Source organism: Streptococcus sp. 27098_8_113, assembly GCF_041432545.1.
Classification (GTDB): Bacteria; Bacillota; Bacilli; order Lactobacillales; family Streptococcaceae; genus Streptococcus.
Genome location: NZ_JAPVZU010000005.1, coordinates 32,063 through 47,870, shown reverse-complemented (window position 1 = coordinate 47,870; position 15,808 = coordinate 32,063). Strand labels below are relative to the sequence as shown.

15 protein-coding genes are annotated in these 15,808 nt (G+C 42.3%); 12 read left to right on the top strand and 3 right to left on the bottom strand.

What is annotated here, in order from left to right:
- The first annotated feature begins 44 nt into the window (after positions 1 to 44).
- From O3644_RS04295 to lacD, 6 genes are all read left to right on the top strand, one after another.
- Positions 45 to 1,520, top strand: coding sequence for a PTS galactitol transporter subunit IIC (locus O3644_RS04295; RefSeq protein WP_048763638.1), 1,476 nt, complete (start codon positions 45 to 47; stop codon positions 1,518 to 1,520).
- 164 nt (positions 1,521 to 1,684) lie between these two features.
- A complete protein-coding gene (locus O3644_RS04290) occupies positions 1,685 to 2,581 on the top strand; it encodes an aldose 1-epimerase family protein (RefSeq protein WP_048763639.1) in 897 nt (298 codons plus the stop codon).
- 145 nt (positions 2,582 to 2,726) lie between these two features.
- The gene (gene lacA, locus O3644_RS04285; protein WP_005590669.1) at positions 2,727 to 3,152 is read left to right on the top strand and encodes a galactose-6-phosphate isomerase subunit LacA; all 426 of its coding nucleotides are present in this window, start codon (positions 2,727 to 2,729) and stop codon (positions 3,150 to 3,152) included.
- Positions 3,153 to 3,182: 30 nt separating this feature from the next.
- Positions 3,183 to 3,698 (top strand): galactose-6-phosphate isomerase subunit LacB, encoded by a 516-nt coding sequence (gene lacB / locus O3644_RS04280; protein ID WP_005590668.1) that lies wholly within the window; start codon positions 3,183 to 3,185, stop codon positions 3,696 to 3,698.
- Between the two features lie 10 nt (positions 3,699 to 3,708).
- A complete protein-coding gene (locus O3644_RS04275; RefSeq protein ID WP_048763642.1) occupies positions 3,709 to 4,638 on the top strand; it encodes a tagatose-6-phosphate kinase in 930 nt (309 codons plus the stop codon).
- A 1-nt stretch (position 4,639) separates the two neighbouring features.
- Entirely contained in the window at positions 4,640 to 5,620 is a 981-nt protein-coding gene (gene lacD, locus O3644_RS04270; protein WP_048763644.1) for a tagatose-bisphosphate aldolase, read from the top strand.
- 40 nt (positions 5,621 to 5,660) lie between these two features.
- Here the strand turns inward: lacD and O3644_RS04265 are convergent, their stop codons facing one another.
- The 3 genes from O3644_RS04265 to O3644_RS04255 form a co-directional block, all read right to left on the bottom strand.
- A complete protein-coding gene (locus O3644_RS04265) occupies positions 5,661 to 5,924 on the bottom strand; it encodes a GIY-YIG nuclease family protein (RefSeq protein WP_371595144.1) in 264 nt (87 codons plus the stop codon).
- On the bottom strand, positions 5,914 to 6,660 hold the full coding sequence (locus O3644_RS04260; protein ID WP_371595143.1) for a tRNA1(Val) (adenine(37)-N6)-methyltransferase: 747 nt from the start codon (positions 6,658 to 6,660) through the stop codon (positions 5,914 to 5,916). Before O3644_RS04260 ends, O3644_RS04265 begins: the two co-directional genes overlap by 11 nt.
- A 92-nt stretch (positions 6,661 to 6,752) precedes the next feature.
- Positions 6,753 to 9,092 (bottom strand): cation-translocating P-type ATPase, encoded by a 2,340-nt coding sequence (locus tag O3644_RS04255; protein ID WP_371595142.1) that lies wholly within the window; start codon positions 9,090 to 9,092, stop codon positions 6,753 to 6,755.
- Between the two features lie 157 nt (positions 9,093 to 9,249).
- On the opposite strand from O3644_RS04255, the gene O3644_RS04250 reads away from it, so the two are divergent.
- From O3644_RS04250 to O3644_RS04225, 6 genes are all read left to right on the top strand, one after another.
- Positions 9,250 to 9,990, top strand: coding sequence for a 1-acyl-sn-glycerol-3-phosphate acyltransferase (locus O3644_RS04250; protein ID WP_005590662.1), 741 nt, complete (start codon positions 9,250 to 9,252; stop codon positions 9,988 to 9,990).
- A 126-nt stretch (positions 9,991 to 10,116) separates the two neighbouring features.
- Positions 10,117 to 10,812: a helix-hairpin-helix domain-containing protein gene (locus O3644_RS04245; protein WP_048763654.1), complete on the top strand. Its 696-nt coding sequence runs from the start codon at positions 10,117 to 10,119 to the stop codon at positions 10,810 to 10,812.
- On the top strand, positions 10,793 to 13,033 hold the full coding sequence (locus O3644_RS04240) for a DNA internalization-related competence protein ComEC/Rec2 (RefSeq protein WP_048763656.1): 2,241 nt from the start codon (positions 10,793 to 10,795) through the stop codon (positions 13,031 to 13,033). The genes O3644_RS04245 and O3644_RS04240 overlap by 20 nt, the downstream gene beginning before the upstream one ends.
- A 106-nt stretch (positions 13,034 to 13,139) precedes the next feature.
- The gene (locus tag O3644_RS04235) at positions 13,140 to 14,063 is read left to right on the top strand and encodes a DUF805 domain-containing protein (protein ID WP_048763657.1); all 924 of its coding nucleotides are present in this window, start codon (positions 13,140 to 13,142) and stop codon (positions 14,061 to 14,063) included.
- A gap of 288 nt (positions 14,064 to 14,351) precedes the next feature.
- Positions 14,352 to 14,822 (top strand): RNA polymerase sigma factor, encoded by a 471-nt coding sequence (locus O3644_RS04230; RefSeq protein ID WP_048763659.1) that lies wholly within the window; start codon positions 14,352 to 14,354, stop codon positions 14,820 to 14,822.
- Positions 14,809 to 15,807 (top strand): anti sigma factor C-terminal domain-containing protein, encoded by a 999-nt coding sequence (locus O3644_RS04225; RefSeq protein WP_048763662.1) that lies wholly within the window; start codon positions 14,809 to 14,811, stop codon positions 15,805 to 15,807. Before O3644_RS04230 ends, O3644_RS04225 begins: the two co-directional genes overlap by 14 nt.
- The last annotated feature ends 1 nt before the right edge of the window (position 15,808 follow it).

The window sequence follows — 15,808 nt, the reverse complement described above, 5'->3', positions numbered from 1 at the left end:
TTTATCTTGTTAACATTCATATAACAAAAAAGGGAGGAATTATTATGGATGTCATTATTGACCTAGCCAATAAGATTTTCAAGCCGATCTTGGAAATGGGTGGTCCTATCATCATGCTGATCATCTTGACAGTATTGGCCTTACTATTTGGAGTGAAATTCTCCAAAGCGCTTGAAGGTGGTATCAAACTTGCCATCGCTCTTACTGGTATCGGTGCCATCATCGGTATGCTCAACGGAGCTTTCTCAGCATCACTTGCTAAATTCGTTGAAAACACTGGTATCCAGTTGAATATCACAGACGTTGGTTGGGCGCCACTTGCAACCATCACTTGGGGTTCTCCATGGACCTTGTATTTCTTGCTCATCATGCTCATTGTCAATGTGGCAATGTTAGCTATGAAAAAAACAGATACATTGGATGTGGATATCTTTGATATCTGGCACTTGTCAATTACTGGCTTGCTCATCAAATGGTATGCAGATAAGAGCCATGTAAGTCCTGCTGTGTCACTCTTGATTGCAACTTTAGCAGTTGTCTTGGTTGGTGTCTTAAAGATTATCAACTCTGACTTGATGAAACCAACTTTTGATGATTTGTTGAATGCGCCAAGTTCATCACCAATGACTTCAACTCACATGAACTACATGATGAACCCTGTTATCATGGTTTTGGATAAGATTTTTGACAAATTCTTCCCTGGGTTGGACAAATATGACTTTGATGCTGCCGCTTTGAATAAGAAAATCGGTTTCTGGGGATCTAAATTCTTCATCGGTTTCCTTCTTGGTATAGTTATCGGTATCATGGGAACTCCGCACCCAGTGTCTGACGTTGCCGAAGCAGCAAAATGGTCACTTGTTATCAAAGGATGGTTGTCTCTTGGTTTGACTGCCGGTGTCTGCTTGGAGCTCTTCTCACTTATCGGATCATGGTTTATCGCAGCCGTTGAACCACTTTCACAAGGTATTACTAACGTAGCAACAAAACGTCTTCAAGGACGTAAATTCAACATCGGTCTTGACTGGCCATTTATCGCTGGTCGTGCAGAAATCTGGGCCTGCGCTAACGTACTTGCCCCAATCATGTTGATTGAAGCAGTTCTGCTTTCTAATGTAGGGAACGGTATCTTGCCATTGGCTGGTATCATCGCAATGGGTGTGACACCTGCCCTTCTGGTTGTTACTCGTGGTAAATTGCTTCGTATGATTGTCTTTGGAACACTCTTGTTACCACTCTTCCTTCTTTCAGGTACCCTGATTGCACCGTTTGCAACAGAACTTGCTAAAGGAGTAGGTGCCTTCCCTGAAGGAGTTAGCCAGTCTCAATTGATCACTCATTCAACACTTGAAGGACCAATCGAAAAACTCTTGGGCTGGACTATTGGTAATACTACTACAGGTGATATTAAAGCTATCATTGGTGCTATTGTCTTCCTTGGTGCTTATATTGGAATCTTTGCTTGGTACAGAAAGCAAATGATCAAACGGAATGCAGAATATGCAGCAAAAGCAAAATAATATCCGTTAACTATTGTTAAATATTGTAAGACTAGGGAAGCTAGATTGTCCATTTCCAAATGGGAATGTTGATAATCTAGCTTTTCCTATGTAATAAATAGAAAAGGCTAAGCAGAGAGAAGTCAGAAGCCTGCCTTTTTCTCTGAAGTAGAGAGGAGATTTGGATGGTGATTACGCTAGCAAACGATGAATTGACAGTGCAGTTTAAGCAATTGGGAGGAGCACTTTCTTCAATCAAGGATAAGGATGGTGTAGAATACCTCTGGCAGGGTGATGCGACCTATTGGAGTGGTCAAGCTCCAGTTCTTTTCCCCATTTGTGGGAGTTTGCGCAATGACACCGCTCACTATGTATTAAAAGATGGTCAAGAAGCGAGTGGAGTCATTCCTCGGCATGGGCTCGTTCGCAAGAAAGAATTTGAATTAGTAGAACAAACGGATACGAGTGTGACCTTTGCTATAGAGGATACAGAGGAGATGTCTCAGAACTATCCCTATCATTTCCGCTTATCGATTCGCTATAGCTTGACTGGTAAGAAGCTTCGTACCCAGTATATCGTAGAAAATCGTGGAGATAGTGGCGACATGCCGTACTTTATCGGAGGTCATCCAGGATTTAACTGTCCTTTACTTGATGATGAAAAGTATGAGGATTACTATTTGGAGTTTGAACAGGAAGAAACCTGTAGTGTCCCTCTCTCTTATCCTGAAACTGGAATGTTGAACTTTCTGGAACGCACAAGCTTCCTAGACCATCAAAAAGAACTAAATTTGAGCTATGCTATCTTTGCTAAAGATGCAGTGACTCTTGATGAGCTAAAATCGCGGACTGTTGCTCTTCGTTCTCGGAAACATGATAAAGGGTTACGTTTGGATTTTCAAGAATTTCCAAATCTAATTATCTGGTCAACTATCAACAAAGGACCATTTATAGCCTTGGAACCTTGGTCAGGTTTGTCGACTTCGTTAGAAGAGGGTGATTATTTAGAAAGCAAGAAAAATGTCCGTCTACTCCCAGCAGGAGAAAAAGAAGAAATTGGATTTGATATCACTATTTTTTAAAGAAAAATTTTAAAAATGTTTAAAAACAAACATATAATGTTGACAGCAAACACGAAATGTTGTATTATAAACTTGTGAATCAAATAACGTTTAATGTTTTAAAACATTTTAGTTCATTATATAGAAAATTAAAGGAGGACTTAACATGTCTATTATCATTGGTGCAGATGCTGCAGGTTTGAGATTGAAAGAAGTTGTGAAAGACTTCTTGGAAAAAGAAAACTTCCACGTTGTGGATGTTACAGCTGAAGGTCAAGACTTTGTCGATGTGACTCTTGCTGTTGCTGCAGAAGTAAACAAAGAAGAACAAAACCTTGGTATCGTGATTGATGCCTATGGTGCTGGCCCGTTCATGGTTGCAACTAAGATTAAAGGAATGGTTGCCGCAGAAGTATCAGACGAACGTTCAGCTTATATGACTCGTGGCCACAACAACTCCCGCATGATTACTATGGGAGCAGAAACTGTTGGTGATGAATTGGCTAAAAACATCGCTAAAGGATTTGTTAACGGTAAATACGATGGTGGACGTCACCAGATTCGGGTCGACATGTTGAACAAAATGTGCTAATTAGATTACAGTAAGAAAGGTAAATTAAAAATGAGAATTGCAATTGGATGTGACCACATCGTAACAGATGAAAAAATGGCGGTTTCAGAATTTTTGAAATCAAAAGGACATGAAGTCATCGACTTTGGTACCTACGATCATGCTCGTACACACTACCCAATTTTTGGTAAAAAAGTGGGGGAAGCTGTAACTAGCGGTCAAGCTGATCTTGGGGTATGTATCTGTGGTACTGGTGTTGGTATCAACAACGCTGTAAATAAAGTTCCAGGCGTTCGTTCTGCTTTGGTTCGTGATATGACAACAGCTCTTTACGCTAAAGAACAGTTGAATGCCAACGTTATTGGTTTTGGTGGAAAAATCACTGGTGAATTGCTCATGTGCGATATCATTGAAGCTTTCATCAATGCTGAATACAAACCATCAGAAGAAAACAAAAAATTGATTGCTAAAATTGAGCACGTTGAAAGTCACAATGCTCATCAAGCAGATGCAAACTTCTTTACAGAATTCCTTGAAAAATGGGATCGCGGTGAATACCACGACTAAGAGGTGACGCATGATTTTAACAGTCACAATGAATCCATCCATTGATATTTCCTATCCTTTGGATGAATTAAAAATTGACACTGTCAACCGTGTGGTGGACGTGACCAAGACAGCTGGTGGTAAAGGTCTCAATGTTACACGAGTTCTTTCAGAATTTGGTGATTCTGTTGCTGCTACTGGTTTGGTCGGTGGTAAACTTGGTGAGTTTTTGGTAGAACATATCGATGATAAGGTCAGTAAACATTTCTTCACAATTCAAGGAGAGACTCGTAACTGTATCGCTATCCTACACGGAGACAACCAAACAGAAATCCTTGAGAAAGGGCCTGAAGTTCTGGAACAAGAAGGTCAAGATTTTTTGGCTCATTTCGAGAATCTCCTTGACACTGTGGAAGTAGTGGCTATCTCTGGTAGTCTGCCAGCAGGTCTTCCAGTTGACTACTATGCAAGCTTGGTAGAACTTTCTAATCGAGCAGGAAAACCAGTTGTTCTGGACTGCTCAGGTGCAGCTCTTCAGGCAGTTCTTGAATCACCCCACAAACCAACAGTAATTAAACCAAATAACGAAGAATTATCTCAACTTCTTGGGAAAGAAGTTTCGGAGGATTTGGACGAATTAAAAGAAGTTCTCCAAGAGCCTTTGTTTGCAGGGATTGAGTGGATTATCGTTTCACTTGGTGCTAATGGAGCTTTTGCCAAACATGGGGACACTTTCTACAAGGTAGATATTCCTAGAATTCAGGTAGTCAATCCTGTTGGATCTGGAGATTCTACTGTTGCAGGGATTTCATCAGGACTTCTTCATAAGGAATCAGATGCAGAACTTCTCATCAAGGCAAATGTCCTTGGTATGCTCAATGCTCAAGAAAAAATGACAGGTCATGTCAATATGGCCAACTATCAAGCTCTATATGATCAATTAATAGTAAAAGAGGTATAAAATGGCTTTAACAGAACAAAAACGCAAATATTTGGAAAAACTCTCTGACGAGAACGGCATCATCTCAGCTCTTGCCTTTGACCAACGTGGTGCTTTGAAACGCCTCATGGCTCAATACCAAACAGAAGAACCAACAGTTGCTCAAATGGAAGAACTCAAAGTCTTGGTAGCAGATGAATTGACTAAATACGCATCCTCTATGCTTCTTGACCCTGAGTACGGACTTCCAGCTACAAAAGCGCTTGCACCAAATGCTGGTCTTCTCCTTGCTTATGAGAAAACTGGCTACGACACAACAAGCACCAAACGCTTGCCAGACTGCTTGGATGTTTGGTCTGCCAAACGCATCAAAGAACAAGGTGCAGACGCTGTCAAATTCTTGCTTTACTATGATGTAGACAGTTCTGACGAACTCAACCAACAAAAACAAGCCTACATCGAACGCATCGGTTCTGAGTGTGTGGCGGAAGATATTCCATTCTTCCTTGAAATCCTCGCTTACGATGAAAAAATCGCTGACGCTGGCTCTGCAGAATACGCTAAAGTAAAACCACATAAAGTTATCGGTGCTATGAAAGTCTTCTCAGACCCACGCTTCAACATCGATGTCTTGAAAGTGGAAGTTCCAGTCAACGTCAAATACGTTGAAGGCTTTGGCGATGGTGAAATCGTGCATACACGTGAAGAAGCAGCAGCCTTCTTCAAAGCGCAAGATGAAGCGACTAACTTGCCATATATTTACTTGAGTGCGGGTGTATCAGCTAAACTCTTCCAAGAAACCCTTGTCTTTGCCCACGAATCAGGCGCAAACTTCAACGGAGTTCTTTGTGGCCGTGCAACATGGGCTGGATCAGTTGAAGCTTATATCAAAGATGGTGAAGCAGCAGCTCGCGACTGGCTTCGCACAACTGGATTTGAAAACATTGACGAACTCAACAAGGTTCTCCAAACAACAGCGACTTCATGGACTGAACGCATCTAATTTAATCTTGAATGTAGAAATCAAAAAAACGTAGTAAGTTTCAGGACTTACTACGTTTTTCTTCTATATAAGCTAGTTTTTCAGCTCGTTTCTTCTTTTTGAAGTGGGCTTCAGCCGACATGGCTGCAGATTTGTCGGGATGTTCCTCTTGATAGATGAGTGTGACGGGCAATCGGGCGCGAGTGTACTTGGCTCCTTTTCCAGCTTGATGTGTTTTGAGACGAGCTTCTACATCAGTGGTATAGCCTGTATAGAGGGTGCCGTCTCCGCATTCAAGGACGTATATATAGGCTTTATTTTCCATAGTAAATCTCTTGAATTTCTGGTGTATAGCTGCCGTCTTGCTCGTGGATAAAGAGAGGCGGGAGGATCTTCAGGCCGTCTGGTGAACCATCTTTGATAGCCTCGATTAAGAGCATATTGGCTTCTCTCCCCTGCTTGGGATAGACAAACTGGATGCGCTTAGGCGCTAGATTATGGTTTTTCATGGTTTCTAAAATATCCAAAAAGCGATCTGGCCGATGAACCATTGCTAAGCGGCCATTGGACTTGAGAACTCGCTGGGCAATCGTGCAAATCTCTTCTAAATTCGTAGCAACTTCGTGACGCGCTAGCAAGTAATGCTCACTGCCGTTGAGATTGGAATGTTCATCGACCTTGAAATAGGGAGGATTGCAGAGAATGATGTCAACCTTACTGCCAGATATATGGGCGCCTAGATTTTTCAAGTCGTCATGGATGACCTGCATCTGTTGAGTAAGGTGATTTAATTCAATGGAACGCTGGGCCATATCGGCTAAACGCTTCTGAATTTCCACCGCTAGAATCTGGGCCTGAGTCCGTGTGCTAGCAAAGAGACCAACAGCCCCGTTTCCAGCGCAGAGATCAACGATGAGCCCTCGTTTGGGTAATTTTGGAAAGCGAGAAAGCAGGACACTATCTACTGAATAGCTAAAAACCTCGCTATTTTGAATGATTTTTATATCAGTGGAAAAGAGTTGGTTGACTCTTTCCCCGTCTTTTAATTTTGCTTCTGTCATACCAACATTATAGCATGATTAAGTGCTATTCCAAAGAAGAAAGAGAAATTTTATAGGAAAAAACACCTGACTATGTCTGTCAAGTGCGAATTTTAGTTGAATTCATATTTTTGCTTGATGGTACAAGCGATGAAAATTCCGATAAAGAAAACCATGAGAATCAGATAGACTGGCAAGGTTGCGACTGTCAGCGTTGCAATTTCCAAAAGGTGCTGCAGGACAAAGGCGGATAGATAGAAGCCTGCGACTGAAAAAATGATCAGAAGAGCGCGCCAGAGGTTGAGTGGCAGGCAGGCCCGAATGACTGACAAGAAGCTGATGCTGCCTAGCAAGTAGTAGGTCAGGGTGGACATTTCTATGTCGCTCCAGCCATGGCTGCTGCCCCAGATACGGACAAATAGCACGCTGAAGATAATCATGAGGGAACTTGGCAGAGCTAGCTGCAGGGAGCGTTTGAGGAAGTGCTTTTCAACCGGCTTAATATTGCGCTCAAAGGTGAGGACAAAGGGTGGGAAACCTTCGACAAACTGGTCAATCAAGGTGATCTGAATCGGGATGAATGGGAAAATCAAGAGGTATTCAGATTTTCCTAGCAAGATACTGGCAATACAGATGATAGCTAGGATAAAGGAATAAATGGTCTTGATGAAGAAAATCGGAGCAATCCGGCCGATATTGTTAACGACCCGGCGACCTTCAAAAAGAATCTCAGGGACATCGTTAAAGTCGGAATTAAGAAGGACCAAGTTGGCAATCTGCCGAGTTGCGGGGTCGCCCTCGGCCATGACGATGGAACAGTCTGCTTCGCGCAAGGCCAAGATATCATTAACACCATCTCCCGTCATGGCTGTTGTCCGACCAGCGGCCTTAAGAGTCTGGATGAGCAGCTTCTTCTGATGGGGGGAAACACGGCCAAAGATGGCCGTTTCTTCAGCTTGCTCGACCAGTTCTTGATCGTTGATTTTAGAACAGTCGATGTAGCTGTCGTAGTTGGCAAATCCAGCCTGGCTCGCAATATGGGAAACGGTCACAGGATTGTCACCAGAGATGATTTTCAGGTCAACATCTTGAGAGCGCAAGTAGTCCAGTGTCTCGGCCGCTCCCTCACGGATAGGATCAGTGATTTCCAGAACAGCTAAAGCGGTCATATCTTCAGGCAGTTGGATACTGTGTTTGTCTAGCACTTGGTCGCTGTGAGCCAGCACCAAAACTCGCGATCCGCGTTTTTGGGCCTCTCCAACCGCTGCAGGATTGCTGTCCAGTAGCATTTCTGGTGCCCCCAGAAAGATAGTTCCGACACTGGATAAATGCATAGCCCCCCATTTTCGGTCACTAGAAAATGGGATGACATTGTCGCTAGTATAGGTGTGCTCTAAATGGCCGTAGCCCTTGCGGATAGCCTGGGCTGTTGGGTTATTATCCTCACTGGTTTGGATGTAGGCTGCTAAGATTTGACTGACTGTCTCATCAGAAAACTTATCTGACAGACTATGCAAGGCTTCAACAGTCATCTTACCTTGGGTAATTGTACCGGTCTTGTCTAGACAGAGAGTATCCACCCGGGCCAGAGTTTCAACAGAATACATTTCCTGAACAAGTACCTTGCGCATGCCGAGCTTGATGACAGCTGTCAGGAGTGACGTGACTGTCAGCAGGGCGATTCCCTTAGGTAGCATACCCAAAAGGGCTGTCGAGCTGGTAATGACAGAGTTCTTGACAGGCAGTCCCTTTATCATCAGGGCTTCAAAAAAGAGTGCCAATCCGAAAGGAATGATAATTTTTCCGGTAAAGCGGGAAATTTTCCCAAGATTGTAAAGAATGCGCGAGTTGATCGGCTTGAGAGTTTTAGCCTCAGTCATGAGCTTGTTGGCATAGTTGTCTGCGCCGACATGGTGCACCTCAGCATAGATCTGCCCACTGGCCAGAAAGCTACCAGACAGCAGTTCAGCGCCTTCTTCCTTGAGAACCAAGTCACTCTCCCCTGTCAGCATGGCTTCATTGGCCTCGGCAACACCCTCTACTACACGGGCATCACTGGGAATTTGCTCGCCGGCTGACAGCTTGATCAGATCGCTCAGTACAATTTCTTCTGGCTGAATCTTGACTGCCTGGCCGTCTCGGATGACTGTGACCAGCTCTCGGCTGACCAGATTGAGCTTGTCAATCATGTGTTTGGCTCGCAGCTCTGTAATAATACCAGTGACGGCGTTAAAGCTGATTACTGCGAAGAAGACCAGATTGCTCCAGGCTTGGACAGAGACCAAGGCTACAGCAATAACAAAGTTAAGGGCATTAAAAAGGGTGAAAACATTCCGCTTAACGATTTGCCAGTTACTAGTACTGGTGTCACTTGTAAAATCGTTGGTCAAGCCCTGCGAAATCTTTTCATCTACTTGGGTTTGGTTTAAACCGATTAATTCTTTCTTGTTCATGAGATTAATGATATCATTTTTTTATAGAAATAGCTATCCGAATCAGCTGTTACAGCCAAAGTTTGGAAAATTATTGCAGACTATAAGGGGATAGGGTATAATGGGAAAGGATGTAATCAATTTCAAGTACAATCACAGTTTGAAATAAGGAGAGTTTATGTTTTATACCTATTTGCGAGGATTGGTGATTTTTATCCTCTGGGCTTTAAACGGCAATGCCCATTACCATAATAAGGAGAAGATTCCTTCACAAGATGAAAATTATATCTTGGTTGCCCCTCACCGAACATGGTGGGATCCAGTTTACATGGCTTTTGCGACCAAGCCCAAGCAGTTCATTTTCATGGCTAAGAAACAGCTCTTTGAAAATCGGGTGTTCGGCTGGTGGATTCGCATGTGTGGCGCCTTTCCTATCGACCGGGAAAATCCTGGTCCGTCAGCTATCAAATACCCTGTCAATATGCTGAAAAAGAGCAATCGTTCCCTGATTATGTTCCCGAGCGGCAGCCGCCATTCTACGGATGTCAAGGGAGGAGTGGCAGTGATTGCTAAGATGGCTAAGGTTCGGATCATGCCAGTTGTCTATGCTGGTCCCATGAGCCTCAAAGGCTTGGCAGCTGGGGAGCGCGTGGATATGAACTTCGGCAATCCAATTGATATTTCTGATATCAAAAAGATGAACGATGAAGGAGTGGAAGAAGTGGCTCGTCGGATTCAGGCGGAGTTTGATCGCTTGGATGCAGAAGTGGCCCCTTATCAGACAGGTAAAAAACCAAATATCTTCTGGCGGATTTTACGAGCAATTGCCTTTATTCCAGCAGCATTGATTGGTATTCTGACCTTCATTTTTAGCTTTCTTGCAAGCTTTGTCTGGGATCCAGATAAGCATAGAAAATAATGCTAACAGCTTTTAGATTTTTATCTAAAGGCTGTTTTAGTTTTTCTTATTTATATTTGGAATTTTGTTTCAGATTTTTATATTTTCCCTTTTCTTTTACGAATATAAAGATAAAGGAGAAAAATTATGTTTGAAGAAATAGTTGAAAAATTAAAGGAATACAAGATTTTTGTTGGACTTTCCTTGTTGGGAATCATCTTTGCTGGCTTTTTCTTGCTGAAGGGCAATCCTCAGCCACAGAATCAGGTCAGTGCACTGGCTCAGGAAGTGGTTACATCAGCTTCATCTGAAACCAATACAGAAAAAAGAAGTACAAATCAGGAAAAAATCGATTCAGAAAAAGATATGGATTCAGAGGAATCTGAGAAAGAAGTCACCGTTGATGTCAAAGGAGCTGTCAAAAATCCAGGAGTTTATCAGTTGCAGGCAGGAGCGCGTGTGCATGATGCCCTACAAAAAGCAGGTGGCCTATTGCCAGATGCCGAGTCAAAATCCATCAACCAGGCTCAAAAATTAACAGATGAGGCAGTTGTCTATGTAGCTAAAGTCGGTGAGGAAGGAGCAGATGTGACGCAAACTAGTCAGACGCCAGCTGGAAATGGGGGAACAGAGAAAGGGAAGTCTGGCTTGGTCAATCTCAATACGGCGACCGAAGCTGAACTTCAGACAGTTTCAGGCATCGGTCAAAAGAAAGCGCAAGACATCATTGCTTATCGGGAAGCCAATGGCAAGTTTAAGTCAGTAGACGAGCTGAAAAATGTTTCAGGAATCGGTGCAAAAACCTTAGAAAAGTTAAAAGACTATGTCACAGTGGATAAATAAATTTCCCATCAAACCAATTTATTTTTGTCTTTTGCTGGTGCTGACCTACTTTGCGATTTACACTAGTAGTCTGCCAGCTTATCTAGGTTTGGCAGTCCTCCTTGTTCGGCTCTTTTGGCTTTATTCGACTAGAAATAGTCTGCTTGTTTTAGTGTTCTTGAGTCTCTTTGCAGGATTTTTCCTATTTCGGAGAGAAATGGCTAATCAAGCCTTTCAAGATGAACCGAAAACCATCTCTGCCATTGTAATTAAGCCAGATACGATCAAAGTCAATGGCGACTCGCTTTCTTTTCGTGGTTATTCCAATGGTCGAACCTATCAGGCCTTTTATAAAATCCAGTCAGAAAAGGAAAAACAAGCTTTTCAAAAGCTGAGCGATCAGCTGGTTTTGAAGATTGATGGAGAGCTTAGTTTAGCAGAAAACCAGCGTAATTTTTCAGGCTTTGACTATCGGGCTTATCTAAAAACACAGGGGATTTACAGGATTTTGAAAATCAATCAAATCAAGTCCAGTCAGCATTTTAGCAGTCTTAATCCTTGGGACTGGCTGTCGGTCTGGCGGAGAAAAGCCTTAGTTTACATCAAAGAAAACTTTCCTAGCCCCATGAGCCACTATATGACTGGACTTTTGTTTGGTGATTTGGACACAGATTTTGCTGAGATGAATGAACTTTATTCCAGTCTGGGGATTATCCATCTATTTGCCTTATCTGGCATGCAGGTCGGCTATTTCATGGATGGTTTTCGCAAGCTTCTCCTCAAATCTGGTTTGAAAAGAGAAACTGTCGATTGGATACAGCTCCCTTTTTCCTTTATCTATGCAGGTTTGACGGGCTTTTCAGTATCAGTCGTGAGGAGTTTAGTGCAAAAGCTGCTCTCGCAGTTTGGTGTGACTAAGCTGGACAACTTTGCTTTGACAATCATGCTCTTAGCCATTTTCATGCCCAATTTTCTCTTGACGACGGGTGGTGTTCTTTCCTGTGCCTATGCTTTTGTCATCTCTGTCATGGATTTTGAGCATTTACCTTCTATAAGAAAGGTGCTGGCAGAAAGTCTGACTATTTCGCTGGGAATTTTGCCGATTCTGATTTTCTATTTTTCCGAGTTTCAGCCTTGGTCTATTTTGCTGACTTTTCTATTCTCAGTCGTTTTTGATCTTTTTATGCTTCCAGCCCTGACCTTTATTTTTGCCCTAGCACCTCTTTTGAAAATCACTCAGGTCAATGTTTTATTTGAACTGTTGGAAGGGCTAATTCGTTGGACAGCCTCTATTTCTTCTCGACCAGTGGTTTTTGGTCAGCCATCTATCTGGATGATGCTGGGGCTGCTTATCACTCTTGGCTTGCTCTATGATTTTCGCAGACAGAAGAAAGTTTTGACCTTACTTAGCTTGGTTCTTGCTCTGCTATTTTTCCTTACTAAACATCCTCTACAAAATGAAATTACAGTTATTGATATTGGGCAGGGAGATAGCATTTTCTTACGTGATTGGCGGGGGAAATCTGTTCTGATTGATGTAGGTGGTCGAGTGGAGATTGGCAAGAAAGAAGCATGGCAGAAGCGGATTTCTTCGACAAATGCAGAAAAGACCTTGATTCCCTATCTGAAAAGTCGGGGACTGAGTCACTTGGATGTGTTGGTTCTTACCCACACCGATACCGATCATATGGGCGATATGCTGGAAGTAGCCAAGCATTTTTCTATAAAGGAAATTTATGTATCTAAGGGAAGTTTGACCCAGTCGGATTTTGTTGAGAAACTGGAGCGTATGCAAACAAGAGTTCATGCGGTAGAAGTAGGAGATAGCCTTCCAATTTTTGATGGAGCACTGCAAGTTCTTTATCCTGAGGAGACGGGCGACGGCAGTAATGACGACTCTGTCGTCTTATATGGACAATTTTTTGGAACCAGCTTTTTGTTTACGGGAGATTTAGAGGAGAAAGGCGAAGCTACCTTGATGCGGCGTTTTCCGCAACTCAAGGTGGATGTTTTAAAGGCAGGACACCACGGTTCTAAAGGATCCTCTAGCCCAGAATTTTTACATCAGCTTCAGCCCAAAATTGCCCTTATCTCTGCCGGTAAGAATAACCGCTACAAGCATCCTCACCGGGAAACTCTGGACAGATTTGAGAATATTCAGACACAGATTTTCCGAACAGATGAACAAGGAGCTATTCGCTTCAGTGGCTGGGATTCATGGGAAATCGAAACGGTAAAGTAACCCCTGTTTCCTTGCTCTGAGAGCAAGCTAGAATTAACTTACCTTGATTTCGAGCTAAAATTATGATACAATGAACTCTGTTAATAAAAATTTAGAGGAGATTTCTATGTTTTCTGCTTATAAAAAATTTTGGACTCATTATGCAGACTTTAGTGGTCGTTCAAGTCGTTCGGATTACTGGTGGGTTGTCCTATGTCATTTTTTGATTACCCTACCATTTTCGTTGATTGCCTTTTTCGGCTTCCTCATTCCACTTTTTAGTGAAATTTATTATGCGGGATTGTACGATTATGAACCTGATTTATCTGGAGCTATGGCTGGCGCTGGTTTGGCCGTGTTCATCATGTTCTTGCTTATCATCTATTGGCTTGCAACAATCGTTCCTAATCTTGCCATCGCTGTTCGTCGTCTTCGTGATGCTGGCTTCCATTGGGCATTTATTTTTCTCACTGTAGGGCCTTCACTAGCTTCCCTCATTCCAGTGTTGAATATCCTAGCTGCTCTGGTTTCTCTGCCATGTAGTATTGCTCTGATTGTCTTGCTTTGCCAAGCTAGCAAACCAGCTCAGCAAGTTAAAGGGGCTCCTTATGGTCAACAAGGATTCCAAGGTCAGCAATTTGGTCAAGCTCAACAACCAGTTCAAAACCAACAGTTTGCTCAGCCTGGATTCCAAGGACAACAACAGCCGACACAAAACCAACAATTTGGTCAAGTTCAACAGCCAGTTCAAAACCAACAGTTTAGTCAGCCTGCTAGCCAAGAGCAACCATTTGCTCAGCAACAAGCACCCGTTCAGAATCCAGAATTTGGTCAGCCTCAGCAACCTTTTGGTCAGAATCAAGTGAACCAGCCAACTCAACCGTTTGCTGCTAGCCAATACCAAACTCAAGAGTCAACCCAATCAGCATTTTCAGAATCAGCTGAATCAGTTCATTCAGTAGAAGCTCATCAGTCTCAAGCTGAAACTGCAGAACAGGCTCTGGGAACTGCTTCTGAACAAATCACTAACTCAGAGTCAATCTCTCAATAAAATCTATAAGATATCAACCCTAGATAGTTTCAATCTATCTGGGGTTTCTTTGTCGTCTTTTAAACTTTTGTAACCAAAATAACTTTTTATTCGTTATACTAGTAGAAAGGGGGATGAATAGAGAAGTATTGCATAGAGAAAAGCAATATCAAATGAAAAGTAGCAGCTGCGAGCTTTGGATTAGAAAGGCTTTTTTGTTATTCTTTTTAAAGAAGTGCAAATAATGAGAGATTTTAAGAGAAGTTGTAGGGAGGTGAGATTATCAAACTGGATGAATACGAAAACATCTTGATTGGCTTTGCCCGAGAGATTGTTTTCTACTTGCAAAAGTCAGGAGCTTCTAAGGCCGAGGCAGAAGATGTGGTACAGGATGTTTTTGTCAAGATGTTAGAGACTGATCTGGTCATCCCAGCAGAGAAGATGCGAGCTTGGATGTATCGGGTTTCCATCCGCCGCTATATCGATCGCTATAGGCGCGATCAGCATTATCTAGAAATTTTGCAAAAGGAATTTTTCAAACAAGATGTGATTCAACCATTTGAAAACGATCATTATGAGCTGTTAAGGACGATGATAGAAGAGCTCCCTACCAGGGAAGCAATGCTTTTAGATCTTTATTATTTTCAAAATTTCACAGTAAAGGAAATCGCTCATATCATGTCGTATTCTGTAAGTAAAGTGAAAGTACAACTCATGCGTAGCCGAGTTAAACTCCGCCATAAATTGGAAAAGAAAGGATATAAAAATGGAAACATTTGAAATTTTAGCAAAGAAAAGTAAACGGAAACGACTTTGGAAGACAGTTGCCATCAGTAGTCTTGTCTCCTTAGCTTTATTGCTTTTACTAGGAAAGGGATTGATAGAATTAGCCTCGAGTAATGGTCGAAATTTGCAGAAAGAGTATGAAGTTATGTCGGAAATCGCCTACCCTAATGTTGACTATGACAGTCTTTACTACACTCAAAATTCTTTGTTTTCAGGAACCTTACGTTCTGATCGTTTCAAAGATTTAGATGGAGTGAAGGTGGCTTATCCTTCCTATGAGGGAAACTATTCTCTCATAGGTGCTTTTAAAGATACGACTGCGGAAGGGACTTATCTGTCTCTCTCGGGGACTTATACGCGAACCCTGCGTCAAAAATATCCGGTCTTCTATAATATCAATGCCAAGGGGACAAAGGATAGTAATTCTATGCCTAAGGAGTTGGCTTCTGTCAAAGAAATGCCAAATCAATTGGTGGAAGTAGCTTTGACTTTTGATAAAGCTTATACCTATAAGGAAATCCAGAAGCTGATACCGAACAACCTCAAGATTAACTGGTACTGGATTGGCAGCCAGTCAGAAGATGGTGAAAAAGGTATTGAACTGTTTTCCGATCCCCAGTTCACCTATGGAGCTAACGCTAGTCTTCTCTTTACTTATGACTTAGATTTTAGGAAGAAGGCAAAAGAGGCTAAGAAAGAGCAGCAGACTTTCTTGGATTATCTGAAAAAGGCAGATAAAAATCTTTTCCCAAGTCTTAGTGGGTACAACATGTATAATGATGTTGATGCCTATCTCAAGAAATTTGGACAGCTAGATATTCGTGAACCAGAAAATCGGGATCAATTGACTTTCTCCGGTGTCATCTTGACAGGAAAAGCTGAAAATTTCACTCAATTAGAAGGAAAAGAGTGGATTTATGCTTCGAGTATCGGTGCTTCCGTTCCCAATCAGCCTTACTATAAGCTTGATAAGGAATAAT

What these genes read in the sequence shown, in the direction of transcription:
- O3644_RS04260 (WP_371595143.1), bottom strand. Translation starts at nt 6,660, where the DNA reads ATGACAGAAGCAAAATTAAAAGACGGGGAAAGAGTCAACCAACTCTTT.
- O3644_RS04235 (WP_048763657.1), top strand. Translation starts at nt 13,140, where the DNA reads ATGTTTTCTGCTTATAAAAAATTTTGGACTCATTATGCAGACTTTAGT.
- O3644_RS04275 (WP_048763642.1), top strand. Translation starts at nt 3,709, where the DNA reads ATGATTTTAACAGTCACAATGAATCCATCCATTGATATTTCCTATCCT.
- lacA (WP_005590669.1), top strand. Translation starts at nt 2,727, where the DNA reads ATGTCTATTATCATTGGTGCAGATGCTGCAGGTTTGAGATTGAAAGAA.
- O3644_RS04290 (WP_048763639.1), top strand. Translation starts at nt 1,685, where the DNA reads ATGGTGATTACGCTAGCAAACGATGAATTGACAGTGCAGTTTAAGCAA.
- lacB (WP_005590668.1), top strand. Translation starts at nt 3,183, where the DNA reads ATGAGAATTGCAATTGGATGTGACCACATCGTAACAGATGAAAAAATG.
- O3644_RS04265 (WP_371595144.1), bottom strand. Translation starts at nt 5,924, where the DNA reads ATGGAAAATAAAGCCTATATATACGTCCTTGAATGCGGAGACGGCACC.
- lacD (WP_048763644.1), top strand. Translation starts at nt 4,640, where the DNA reads ATGGCTTTAACAGAACAAAAACGCAAATATTTGGAAAAACTCTCTGAC.
- O3644_RS04225 (WP_048763662.1), top strand. Translation starts at nt 14,809, where the DNA reads ATGGAAACATTTGAAATTTTAGCAAAGAAAAGTAAACGGAAACGACTT.
- O3644_RS04245 (WP_048763654.1), top strand. Translation starts at nt 10,117, where the DNA reads ATGTTTGAAGAAATAGTTGAAAAATTAAAGGAATACAAGATTTTTGTT.
- O3644_RS04295 (WP_048763638.1), top strand. Translation starts at nt 45, where the DNA reads ATGGATGTCATTATTGACCTAGCCAATAAGATTTTCAAGCCGATCTTG.
- O3644_RS04250 (WP_005590662.1), top strand. Translation starts at nt 9,250, where the DNA reads ATGTTTTATACCTATTTGCGAGGATTGGTGATTTTTATCCTCTGGGCT.
- O3644_RS04255 (WP_371595142.1), bottom strand. Translation starts at nt 9,092, where the DNA reads ATGAACAAGAAAGAATTAATCGGTTTAAACCAAACCCAAGTAGATGAA.
- O3644_RS04240 (WP_048763656.1), top strand. Translation starts at nt 10,793, where the DNA reads ATGTCACAGTGGATAAATAAATTTCCCATCAAACCAATTTATTTTTGT.